The sequence below is a fragment of the Kitasatospora sp. NPDC057223 genome (assembly GCF_042669755.1).
Taxonomy (GTDB): domain Bacteria; phylum Actinomycetota; class Actinomycetes; order Streptomycetales; family Streptomycetaceae; genus Kitasatospora.
Window position 1 is genome coordinate 1 of sequence record NZ_JBHUWW010000201.1, and the last position, 11,144, is coordinate 11,144.

The window sequence follows — 11,144 nt, forward strand, 5'->3', positions numbered from 1 at the left end:
CCCCGGCGGTACTGACCGCCGGGGCGCCCCGAACCGGCACCGGTACACCGGGACCGGAATGCCGGTCAGGCGCGGCGCAGCCGGGCGAGGGTCCGTCCACGGAGAACACGGAGAACGGCGATGTCGTCCACGGCGCAGTGGCTCCTCCGGGCCGGGCGGAGCGGGTCAGGCCGAGGTGAGCTCGACGCCGCCGCACCACACGGCCCGTACCGCGCGGGTGGCGCGGATGTCCGTGAGCGGGTCGCCGTCGACGAGCACCAGGTCGGCGCGCAGGCCCGGTGTGATCGCGCCGCGGTCGGCCAGCCGGAAGTGCCGGGCGGGCAGCACGGTGGCGGCGCGCAGGGCCTCGGCGGCGGACAGTCCGGCCTCGACCAGCAGCTCCAGTTCGCGGTGCAGGCTGCTGCCGTGCTCGACGGCGGCGGGGACACCGGGCTGGGTGTTGGCGTCGGTGCCGGCCAGCACCGGCACGCCGGCCCGGTGCAGCGCCCCCACGCTCTCGACGGCCGCTCCGAAGGCCTCGGCCCGTCCACGGGCGGCGGCGGTTCCCTCCATCATCGCCAGCGTCGGAATGGCCACCCGCCCGTCGGCCGCCGTCCGGGCCACGTCCGCGGCCGGCAGCGGCCGGCCGAGCGGCACGTGGGTGATCATGTCGACGCCGGCGTCCAGGGCGAGGGCGTAGGCGCCGGGCGAGGCGGCGTGCGCGACGACCGTCAGGCCGTGGGAGCGTGCGGCCCGCACCAGCGCCGTCACCACCGCGAGCTCCGGGCCGCCCTCGCCCGGCGCCTCCAGCACCACCTTGAGGTAGTCGCTCCCCTCCTCGATCCGGCGGGCGACGAAGCCCGGGGCGTCGGCCGGGTCGAGGAGGGTGGCGGTGTCGGCGAGGCCGGGAATGCGGGAGTGCGGGCCGCCCGGGCCGATGGCCGGGGTGCCGGCGCTGCGGATGTCGGTCAGTCCCGGCAGCCCGCGCAGGGCGGCGAGCCGCTGCGGCGGCCAGGTGGCCATGTCCAGGGCGGTGGTGACGCCGTGGGCGAGGAGTTTCTCCAGGGTGTCGCGGCCGCCGAGGTGGATGTGCGCGTCGATCAGTCCGGGCAGCAGGACAGCGCCACGGCCGTCCACGGTGCGGGCGCCCGCCGGGTCGGTGCCGATCACCGGGCCGTCGATGACGACGGTGCGCGGTTCGGTCAGCCGCCTGCCGTCGAAGACCCGGACGTCGGTCAGTGCGGTGCGGGTGGGATGCGCCATGGCGTTCCTTCTGGGACGTCGTGCCGGTGCTGCTGCCGGGGGCCGGTCAGCGCCGGGATGGGAGTTCGACGATCTCGCAGCCGCCGGCCGTCAGGTTGCCGGCGACGCGGTGAGCGGTGGACGGGTCGGGGCTGCACACCCACGGCCGGGGTGGGTCACGCGGGTGCCGGTCACGACGGGTCCTGCGTCCGGGTCAGCCGGTGTGCCCGGTCAGGCGGCGCCACAGCTCCTTGGGGCGTTCGACGTCCGAGCCGCGCCAGGCGACGTGCTGGTCGGGGCGGACGATCACCAGCGGGGCCTCGAACAGTTCCGCGGCTCTCGTGAAGGCCAGCACGGTCAGCGGGATGCCGAGCCGGCGGGCGCCGTCGGCGAGCCGGGCTGCCGCAGGTGTCGTCAGGTCGCCGATGAGGCTGAAGCCGGGCCCGAGCCGGTCGTACAGGGACTCGGTGGGGCTGAGCCAGGTGTGCGGGAGGCGTTCGCCAGGTGCGGCGCCGGGGGTGTAGTGCGCCTCGTCGAGGTCGCGGACCGGGCCCGCGTCGACGATCGGCGAGCCGGCGTAGGAGGTGCCCAGGACCAGGCCGAGGCTGTGGAACTCGCTGTCCTTGCTGCGCCGGACGGCCTCGGCGATCAGTGGGCGGACCTCAGCGAACTCCTCGTCGGTGCCGAGCAGGCGGGGGTCGCCGAGTTCGGGGGTCAGGGTGCTCATGTTGCGGGTGGCGGCCTCGATGGTGCCCGCGGCCACGGCGCGCCGCTCGTGCTCGTAACTGTCGAGCAGCGTGTCGGGTGCCCAGCCCTGCAGCACGGCGGCGAGTTTCCAGCCGAGGTTGACGGCGTCGCCGACGCCGGTGTTGAACCCGTGACCGCCCCACGGCGGATTGAGGTGCGCGGCGTCGCCGGCGAGCAGCACCCGGCCGGCGCGGTACGCGCCGGCGAGGCGCATCCGGGAGTACCAGGGGTCGGCGGCGACGATCTCGATGCCGATCTCACCGGCGTCGTCGCCGATGAGGTTGCGGACCAGGCCGATCGGGTCGGCGGCGCCGGCCGCGGCGTCCACGCCGATGCCGATGCACCACCAGGTGCCGTCGAGGTCGAGGCGGCCGAGGAGACCGGGCTGCTTCGGGTTGAGCACCCAGTACTGCACGGCGTCGCCGTGCGGCACGCGGGCGGCGAGGGCGGGGGCGCGGAAGACGATGTTGTAGTTCGGCCTGCTGTCGTCGTCGCCGTCGAGTCCGATGCCGAGGGTTTCGCGGACGATGCTGCGGGCGCCGTCGCAGCCGACGGCGTACAGCGCGCGCAGGGTGCTCACCGTGCCGTCCTGCGCGCGGACGTCGACGCTGACGCCGTCGGCGTCCTGCACGAGGGCGGTGACGGTGGCGCCCGTGACGAGGGTGGTCGCGGGCAGGGCGGTGACACGCTCGCGCAGGACGGACTCGACGAGGGGCTGCGGCACCTGCTGGCCGCCTTCGGCGACGAGTTCGTCGTGGAGCAGGTCGAGCGCGAAGGCGCGGTCGAAACGGGTGACTTCGCGCTGCAGCAGGGTGGTGCAGAAGACGACCTGGTCGGACCAGGCCTGCGGGAGCGGTGCGCGTTCGCGCAGCACGTCGGCCAGGCCCCAGCGGCGCAGGTGCTCCATGGTGCGGGCGGAGGTGGTCTTGGCGCGGGGGCGGGTCCAGGACACCTCGGGGCGGCTCTCGACGACCGTCGAGGCCACGCCGTGCGAGGCGAGCTGCAGTGCCGTGGCCAGGCCCACGGGGCCGCCGCCGATGATGAGCACGGGGATGTGGTCGTTCACTGGCGGGGTTCCGTTCGCTCATGGTGGGTGGGGGTGCCCGGCTCGCGGGCGGTCCCGTCGGCGCGGTCCGGCGCCGCTGCGGCGCTCCGGGACGGTGTGGGGGCACGCCTTCGGGTGGCGCGTTCAGGGGCCTCCCCGCGCGGCGGACGGTCTTCCCGCGTCCGCCTGTGCCACTGCGGGTCACGGCCCCGCCCCCATGCTGCCCGCGGGGCGCGGGCCGGTGGGCACGGATTCCATTGAGTGGAACGCTTCAGTGCGGCGGCGGTGATCCGCGGCGGGAGTCGAGCGCTCGGGAGAGGGCGCGTGCGGTCGCCCGGACGGCGGGTGTGAGGGCGCGGACGTCCTCGTCCTGCGGGACGATCACGGACAGCGCCGCGACGACGGTGCCGTCGGCGTCCCGCACCGGGGCGGCCACCGAGACGACCGGACTGGGGGTGGCCCGGGTGACGACGGCGTAGCCGTCGCGGCGGACGGCGGCGAGGTCCCGGCGCAGCTCCTCCGGGGTGGCCTGCGGCCGGTCGGCGGTGGGCAGGGCCGCGTCGGTGAGGTAGGCGTGCTGGTCGCCGAAGTCGGCGTGGGCGAGCAGGACCATGCCGACGCCGGTGGAGTGCAGCGGCAGCCGGCCCCCGATCTCGTACAGGACGGGGCCGGCGGTGTGTGCCGAGAGGCGTTCCACCAGCACGGCCTCGTGGCCCTCGCGGACGGCGAGCAGCACGTGCTGGCGGGTGATCTGGTTGAGGTCCTCCATGAACGGCATCGCCGCCCGGCGCAGCCCGTGCACCTGGGGAGTGAGCCGGGCGATCTCCCACAGGCGCAGGCCGATGACGAAGTCACCGTCCTCGGCCCGTTCGAGCACGCCGAGTTTGACGAGCGTGCGGGCGAGGCGCAGGGTGCTGCTCTTGGGGATGCCCGTGAGACGGCTGAGTTCGCCGAGGCCGATGGAGCGGCGGTGCGCGGAGAACGCGCCGAGCAGGGCGAAGGCGCGTTCGACGACGGGATCGCCGTGGGCGGGCCGTCGGCCGCGCTCGGTCGCGCGGTCGGCGGGCGCCGGCCGGGAGGGGTTCGCGGTCATCGTCTCTCTCCGCACGTCGGCCCGGACGGGTGGCGCGCCGCGCCCGGGGTCCGCCGGGATGCTGTGCCGGGCCGGTGGACTTTCGAACATTGTCCCCTTGTACGGCCGAACCGTAGGGTGGGCGCATGTCGCAGCCTACGAGCGGGGTCACGCGCAGCCAGGACGTCCACCGGCGGCTGCGGGAGGACATCCTGGGCGGCCGGCTGGTGCCCGGGCAGCGACTGAAGTTCCCCGACCTGTGCCGCGACTACGGCACGAGTGTCGGTGCGGCGCGTGAGGCGCTCGTCCGGCTGACCGGCGAGGGGCTGGTGCGCACCCGGGCGCACCAGGGGTACACGGTGACCCCGCTCTCCCACGACGACCTGCGCGAACTGGCGACGGCCCGGGTGGAGATCGAGTCGGTGGTGCTGCGGCTGTCGATGGAGCAGGGCGACACGCAGTGGGAGGCGCGGGCGGTCGCGGCGCACCATGTGCTGCGGCGCACGCCGTTCCTCGGCCCGGGCAACCCGGACCACCCGGGGACGGCCTGGGCACAGGCGCACGCGGAGTTCCACCTGGCGCTGCTGGCGGGCTGTACGAACCGACGGCTGCTGGACACGGCCCGCGGGCTGCGCGAGGAGGCCGAGCTGTACCTGCACTGGTCCGCTCCCTTCGGGGTGGAGAACGACCGCGACCTCGCGGGCGAGCACCGCGCCCTGCTGGAGGCGGTGGTCGACCGCGAGGTCGGGCGGGCGGTCGGGCTGGTCCGCGACCACATCGCCCACACGGCCCGGTTGCTGATCACCTGCGCGCCGGACGATCAGTGGCCGGCTTCCGGCCCCGCGGAGAGCGGGGAGCCGGCCGGGTGACCGCGGGCCGGGCTCACGCCTCGGCGGGCACGCCTGCGGCGGGTTCGGGGCTGGGCCGGGCGGCGGCGCGACGGGTGGGGATGAAGGCGACGGCGAGCGCACCGAGCAGGGCCGGGGCGACGAAGGCGTAGAAGCCGGCGCTGGGTGATGCGGACACGGTGGTCACGTAGGTGAGGTAGCTCGGGCCGAGGATGGAGCCGATCCGGCCGATGCCGATGACGAAGCCGAGTGCGGTGCCGCGCAGCTCCGGGCCGAAGTAGCGGCCGACCCAGGCGTTGATCAGGTTCTGGGTGCCGAGGGTACCGATGCCGGCCAGGGCGGACATCGCCAGGATGAGGCCGTGGCCGTGGTGGCGGGTGAGGACGAGCATGGCGACGGCCGCGGAGGCGAAGAGGCCGAGCGCCGCGCTCTTCAGGTGGCCGCGGTCGGCGAACACGGCGACGACGAGGGTGCCGACGATCGCGCCGCCGTTGAAGGCGATGGTGAACTCCAGCGCGGAGCTGAGGTCGTATCCGGCCTTGATCATGAGGGTGGGCAGCCAGGTGCTGGCCCCGTAGACGAGCACCAGGCCGAGGAGGGCGGCGAGGCAGAAGAGGACGACGGCCAGCCGGCGGCCGGGGGCGAACAGTGCGGCCCAGCCGCCGTCGGCGACGGCCGCGCCGGACGCGGACGCGGGGGTGGCGGTGTCCGGTGCCGCGGCGTACGCGGGGCGGTGGGCCGGGATGGCCTTCCAGCACAGCGGGACGAGCAGCAGCGGCACGATGCCGACGAGGAAGAGCGTCTGGAAGTGGACGCCGGGCAGGATGGCGCGGCCGATGCAGGCGACCACCACGCCGCCCAGGGCGATGCCGGACAGTGCGACGCCGACGAACAGGGTGCGGCGGCGCGGCGGCGCCCAGTCCACGACCAGCGCGGTGACCAGCGGGGAGAGGGCGCCGATGCCGATGCCGGTGAGGAACCGGCTGAGGCCGAACACGCCCAGGTCGGGGGCGAGGCCGCTCACCAGCATGCAGAGCGAGATCCAGGCGAGGCAGAGCGTGATCGGCAGGCGGCGCCCGCGGGCGTCGCCCAGGCGGGCGGTGGCGATGGCGCCGATCGGCATGCCGAGGGCGGTGAGGCTGCCGAGGGTGCCGATGGTGGAGGGCGCGATGTGCCAGTGCGGGTCGGAGATCAGCGAGGGGCCGACCGTGCCGAGGACGAAGAGGTCGTAGCCGTCGATGAAGAGGACGAGCACGCCGATCAGCAGCACGAGCAGGGATGTGCGGCGGTTCGGAGCGCTCACGGCGGCTTCGGCCGACGTTTCCGGGATGAGGGATGTCATGAGTGTGGGCCCTTGTTCTTCCGGCCACGACTGTGTGGCGGGCGGGCCGAGGACATCCGCGGCTGGGAGACCAGGTCGGCCGTGCGGGCGGTGGACGTGCTCCGGTTCACGGCTTCCTGGGAGCAGCGGGCTCGGCAGGTGCCACATGTGTACGGCACTGGCTTTCGCCGGTCAATGCATGTTTCGAAAGTGATGCGCAGATTCGAATCTGACCGGGCGTCCGGAGCCGGGCGCGAAGGCGCCGGGCACGCGGGGCCCGTCGCGCCTCGCGGCCCCGGCCGGGGCCGCGGCGAGCCGGCGCCGGACGGGCCCGGTGGCCTGCGGAAACGTCAGAGCAGGGTGTTGCCGGCGTGGTCGCCCGGGGCCGTGCTGGTGCTGTGCTCGGCGATCAGGCGCAGCGCGGCTTCGCGGTCGCGACGGTCGAGCGCGTCGACGAGGTCGCTGTGGAGGCGGTGGCGCTCGGCGATGTACTCGGCGAGCGGGAGCTCGCCGAGCGGCAGCACGGAGAGCGTGTGCGACTCGATGAGGTCGAGCAGGTTGCCGTAGAGGGAGCGCAGCAGGGCGTTCGGGCTGATCTGGGCGATGCGGCCGTGCAGGCGCCAGTTGGCGTGGACGAAGGCGACCGGGTCGCCCGCGTCGGCGGCTTCGGCCATCGCGGTGATGTGCCCGCGCAGGTCGGCGATGTCGGCCGGGGAGGCGTGCCAGAGGGCGTCCTCGACGAGGAGCGGGTCGAGGGCGTCGCGGATGCGCACCGCGTCGGCGACGTCGCTCTCCTGGGCGTCGAGGGCGAGGACGGAGTTGCCGAGCCGGACCATCGGGGAGGGCGTGGCGCTGAAGAGTCCGCCGCCGGGGCCGGGGCGCACGGTGACCAGGCCGCGGGCCTGGAGCAGGCGCAGGGTCTCGTTGAAGGTGCCGACGGAGACGCCGCACAGGGTGCGGAGTTCCTCCTTGGTGCCGAGCCGGGTGCCGGGCGGGGCGGTGGAGACGAGGCCGGCGATCCGGTCGGCGGCGTGCTCGGCGCGGTTGGCGGCTGTGGAGCGGGTGGCGGGGGCCGCGGGGGCCCTGTGCAGCACGCCCGGCGTGCGGTCCTGGGTGGCTGCCACGAGCACTCCTCTCAAGGTTCGAACCAATTCATCATGCAGGTTACCGGCTGATACCTCTTGACGGCCCGGATCCGTGGGCGCAATATCAACGTAATCATCATGGTGAATAGCTCGGAGCCGGTGCACCCGGCTCGCGTCCGCCGCCCGCCCCGCGCGGTCGAGCCACCCCGCCCCAGCACTTCCGGGAGCCTCCCTTGCGTATCGCCAACCTCAGCGGCCGCCTCGCTCTGATCTCCGACAGCCGCGCGATCGACGTCGAGCAGGCCAGCGCCGGCCTCTTCAGCGCCGACCCGCAGGCCGTCTACGACCGGTGGGAGGAGTTCCGCAGCTGGGCCGCACAGGCCGGCCTGCCCGCGGGCACCGCCTTCGACGCCGCCGACCTCGGATCCCCCGTCCCCGCCCCCCGGCAGCTGCTCGCCATCGGCCTCAACTACCGTGACCACGCCTCCGAGTCGGGCTTCGCCGCCCCCGAGGGCCTGCCGCCGGTCTTCACCAAGTTCGTCACCAGCATCACCGGCCCCGTCACCGACGTCGCCCTGCCCGAAGGCGGCCACACCGACTGGGAGGTGGAGCTCGTCGCCGTCATCGGCACCCGCGCCGAGAACGTCTCCGAGGCAGCCGCCTGGGGCCACGTCGCCGGCCTCGCCGTCGGCCAGGACCTCTCCGAGCGAATCACCCAGCTCGCGGGCCCCATCCCGCAGTTCAGCCTCGGCAAGTCCTACCCCGGGTTCGCCCCCATCGGCCCGTGGCTCGTCACGCCCGACGAGTTCGAGAACCCGGACGATCTCGAACTGCGCGCCACCATCGACGGCGAGGAGGTCCAGAAGGGCCGCACCCGCGACCTCATCTTCTCCGTCCCCGCCCTGATCGCAGGCCTGTCGGCCGTCACCCCGCTGCTCCCCGGAGACGTGATCTTCACCGGGACCCCGGCCGGCGTCGGCCTCGGCCGCGACCCGCAGCGCTGGCTGAAGGCCGGCGAGGAGCTGGTCAGCACCATCGAGGGCATCGGCGAGCTGCGTCAGCGCTTCACCGCCTGACACCGCCGGACCGCCCGGCGGGCGCCGCCGCCCGCCCGCCCGCCGGGCCCCGCCAATCCTCCTGCCGTCCGGTATCGCCCGAGGAGCACCCCCATGGCACTGCACCGCCTGACCTCCATCACGATGGGGGTCCCCAACGTCGCCGAAACCGCCTCCTACTACACCGACTTCGGGCTGGTCCCCGATGAGGACGGCTGGTTCGCCAGCCGGGACGGCGGCCGCCAGCTCCACATCGTCCGCACCCCCACCCGCCGCCTGGTCGAAGTCCGCGTCGGAGTGGACCACCCGGACGACCTCGCCGCCGCAGCGGCACGCCTGCAGCGTCTGGACGTCCCCGTCGACCGCACCCCCGGGACACTGACCGCCTACGACCGGCCCACCGGTGTGCGCGCCGTCCTGGAGATCGCCCCCCGCCTCGTCCAGGACCCGGCCGCCGCCACCGCCTACAACGGCCCCGGACGCACCGAGCGCACCGGCTCCCGGGCCCCCGGCATCCTGCGCAGCGACCGCGTCCACCCTCGCAGGCTCGGCCACGCCGTCGTCGGCACCACCGACTTCGAGACGACCACGGCCTTCTTCCACGACGGCCTCGGCTTCAAGGCGTCCGACCACATCAAGGGCCACGGCGCGTTCCTGCGCTGTTCCACCGACCACCACAACATCCTGGTGCTGGCCTCGCCCGTCACCTACCTGCACCACACCTCCTGGCAGGTCGACGACATCGACGAGGTCGGCCGCGGTGCCTCCGCCATGCTGGAGGAGCACCCCGAGCGCCACGTCTGGGGCCTGGGCCGCCACCACGCCGGCTCCAACTTCTTCTGGTACCTCAAGGACCCGGCCGGCAACTTCTCCGAGTACTACTCCGACATGGACTGCATCGTCGACGACCAGCTGTGGACCCCCGAGGTGCTGGAAGGCGCCAAGGGCCTGTTCAGCTGGGGCCCGCCACCGCCCCCGTCCTTCCTGGCCCCCGAGGACCTGGCCGCCCTGATGACCGGCAGCCACAGCAAGGACGGCCGGGCATGACCGGGTCCCCCCGCATCCACGACGTCGCCGTCGTCGGCTTCGGCCCCGTCGGCCAGCTCCTGTCCCTGCTCCTGGCCCGGGCCGGCCACGACGTCGTCGTGCTGGAGCGCCGGCCCGAGCCGTACGACCTGCCGCGCGCCGTCCACTTCGACCACGAGATCGGCCGGATCTTCCAGGCCGCCGGCATCGGCGAGAGCATCCGGGCGGTCACCGACCCCGTCCCCGACCAGTACGAGTGGCGCAACCGGGACGGCGCGTCCCTGGTCCGCATCGACTGGTCGGGCACCGGACCCTCCGGCTGGCCCACCGCCAGCTTCTTCTCCCAGCCCGAACTGGAGTCCGTGCTCTCCTCGGCCGCCCTGCTCGAACCCGGCGTCACCCTGCACCGCGGCCACCACACCGTCGACCTCGCCGAGGCCGACGACCACGTCGAGCTCACCACCCGCACCCAGGACGGCACCGAACACGCCTTCCGGGCCCGGTACGTCATCGGCGCCGACGGCGCCAACAGCTTCGTCCGCTCCCGGATGCACAGCACCGTCACCGACCTCGGCTTCTTCTACGACTGGCTGATCGTCGACACGATCCCGGCCGAGCAGGAGACCTGGTCGCCGATGAACTGGCAGCTCTGCGACCCCGCCCGTCCGACGACCCTCGTCTCCGGCGGCCCCGGCCGCCGCCGATGGGAGTTCATGCGCCTGCCCGGCGAGAGCGCCGAGGAGCTCAACACCCCCGAACGGGCCTGGGAACTGCTCGCCCCCTGGGGCCGCACCCCCGGCAACACCCGGATCGAACGGCACACCGTCTACACCTTCCAGGCGCGCTGGGTCGAACAGTGGCGCGAGGGCCGCCTGCTGCTCGCCGGCGACGCCGCCCACCAGATGCCGCCCTTCGCCGGCCAGGGCATGTGCTCCGGCCTGCGCGACGCCATGAACCTCGTCTGGAAGCTCAGCCTCGTCCTGCGCGGCGTCTCGGCCCCCGAACTGCTCGACAGCTACACCACCGAGCGCAGCGACCACGTCCAGCACGCCATCAGCATGTCGATGGCCCTCGGACAGGTCATCTGCGTCCTCGACCCCCGGCAGGCCGCCGACCGCGACGCCCGGATGATCGCCACCGGCGCGGACCCGGCACTCGCCCTGCCCGCGATGCCCCCGCCCGTCCTCGGCGACGGGGTGCTCCAGCGGGAGCCCGACGGCAGCCGCAGCCCGGGGGTCGGCCACCTCACCCCCCAGCACCGCCTCACCCACCGGGGCCGCACCGCCCTGCTCGACGACCTCACCGGCGGCGGCTTCACCGTCCTCGTCGACGGCGCCCGTCACCGCACCCCCCTCGACGCCACCGACCGACAGCTGCTGGACACCCTCGGCGCCACCCTCGTACCGCTCTACCGCGCCGACGACCCCGACGCCCCGGACGACGCGTACCTGGACACCGACGGCGCCTACCTGCCGCACCTGCGCGAACACCACCACACCGCCGCGGTCGTCCGCCCCGACTTCTACCTGTTCGGCGCCGCCGGCGACGCGGCCGGGCTGCGCCACCTGCTCGGCGGGCTCCGCGCGGGGCTGCACCACCGGTCCCCCCTCGCAGCCGCGGCCGCCCCCCGGTAGCGGCAGACACGCACCCGTGCCGCCTCACCGGCGGCACGCACCCCGGCAGGCCGGGCCGCCGCCGCACCCCTGGACAGCGCGCGGCGGCGG

Annotated in this window: 9 protein-coding genes; 4 read left to right on the forward strand and 5 right to left on the reverse strand. The window is 74.4% G+C overall.

The window, feature by feature from the left end:
- Nucleotides 1-165: 165 nt before the first annotated feature.
- From ACFUK0_RS37735 to ACFUK0_RS37745, 3 genes are all read right to left on the reverse strand, one after another.
- The gene (locus ACFUK0_RS37735) at nt 166-1,242 is read right to left on the reverse strand and encodes an amidohydrolase family protein (RefSeq protein ID WP_380258158.1); all 1,077 of its coding nucleotides are present in this window, start codon (nt 1,240-1,242) and stop codon (nt 166-168) included.
- Between the two features lie 193 nt (nt 1,243-1,435).
- On the reverse strand, nt 1,436-3,034 hold the full coding sequence (locus tag ACFUK0_RS37740) for an FAD-dependent monooxygenase (protein WP_380258160.1): 1,599 nt from the start codon (nt 3,032-3,034) through the stop codon (nt 1,436-1,438).
- 250 nt (nt 3,035-3,284) lie between these two features.
- Entirely contained in the window at nt 3,285-4,106 is an 822-nt protein-coding gene (locus ACFUK0_RS37745; protein WP_380258162.1) for an IclR family transcriptional regulator, read from the reverse strand.
- A gap of 125 nt (nt 4,107-4,231) precedes the next feature.
- Here ACFUK0_RS37745 and ACFUK0_RS37750 point away from each other — a divergent pair, with 125 nt between their 5' ends.
- Entirely contained in the window at nt 4,232-4,954 is a 723-nt protein-coding gene (locus ACFUK0_RS37750; protein ID WP_380258164.1) for a GntR family transcriptional regulator, read from the forward strand.
- Nucleotides 4,955-4,967: 13 nt separating this feature from the next.
- On the opposite strand, the gene ACFUK0_RS37755 is transcribed toward ACFUK0_RS37750, so the two are convergent.
- Entirely contained in the window at nt 4,968-6,236 is a 1,269-nt protein-coding gene (locus ACFUK0_RS37755) for an MFS transporter (protein ID WP_380258166.1), read from the reverse strand.
- A gap of 368 nt (nt 6,237-6,604) precedes the next feature.
- Nucleotides 6,605-7,378 (reverse strand): FadR/GntR family transcriptional regulator, encoded by a 774-nt coding sequence (locus ACFUK0_RS37760; RefSeq protein WP_380258168.1) that lies wholly within the window; start codon nt 7,376-7,378, stop codon nt 6,605-6,607.
- 194 nt (nt 7,379-7,572) lie between these two features.
- Between ACFUK0_RS37760 and ACFUK0_RS37765 the strand changes: the two genes are divergently transcribed.
- The 3 genes from ACFUK0_RS37765 to ACFUK0_RS37775 all read left to right on the forward strand — a co-directional run bounded on the left by ACFUK0_RS37765 (nt 7,573) and on the right by ACFUK0_RS37775 (nt 11,054).
- A complete protein-coding gene (locus tag ACFUK0_RS37765) occupies nt 7,573-8,415 on the forward strand; it encodes a fumarylacetoacetate hydrolase family protein (protein WP_380258170.1) in 843 nt (280 codons plus the stop codon).
- 93 nt (nt 8,416-8,508) lie between these two features.
- Entirely contained in the window at nt 8,509-9,441 is a 933-nt protein-coding gene (locus ACFUK0_RS37770; RefSeq protein WP_380258172.1) for a VOC family protein, read from the forward strand.
- Nucleotides 9,438-11,054 carry a bifunctional 3-(3-hydroxy-phenyl)propionate/3-hydroxycinnamic acid hydroxylase gene (locus ACFUK0_RS37775; protein ID WP_380258174.1) on the forward strand — a complete coding sequence of 539 codons (1,617 nt, stop codon included), beginning with the start codon at nt 9,438-9,440 and terminating at the stop codon, nt 11,052-11,054. The genes ACFUK0_RS37770 and ACFUK0_RS37775 overlap by 4 nt, the downstream gene beginning before the upstream one ends.
- The last annotated feature ends 90 nt before the right edge of the window (nt 11,055-11,144 follow it).

What these genes read in the sequence shown, in the direction of transcription:
- ACFUK0_RS37750 (WP_380258164.1), top strand. Translation starts at nt 4,232, where the DNA reads ATGTCGCAGCCTACGAGCGGGGTCACGCGCAGCCAGGACGTCCACCGG.
- ACFUK0_RS37775 (WP_380258174.1), top strand. Translation starts at nt 9,438, where the DNA reads ATGACCGGGTCCCCCCGCATCCACGACGTCGCCGTCGTCGGCTTCGGC.
- ACFUK0_RS37745 (WP_380258162.1), bottom strand. Translation starts at nt 4,106, where the DNA reads ATGACCGCGAACCCCTCCCGGCCGGCGCCCGCCGACCGCGCGACCGAG.
- ACFUK0_RS37735 (WP_380258158.1), bottom strand. Translation starts at nt 1,242, where the DNA reads ATGGCGCATCCCACCCGCACCGCACTGACCGACGTCCGGGTCTTCGAC.
- ACFUK0_RS37770 (WP_380258172.1), top strand. Translation starts at nt 8,509, where the DNA reads ATGGCACTGCACCGCCTGACCTCCATCACGATGGGGGTCCCCAACGTC.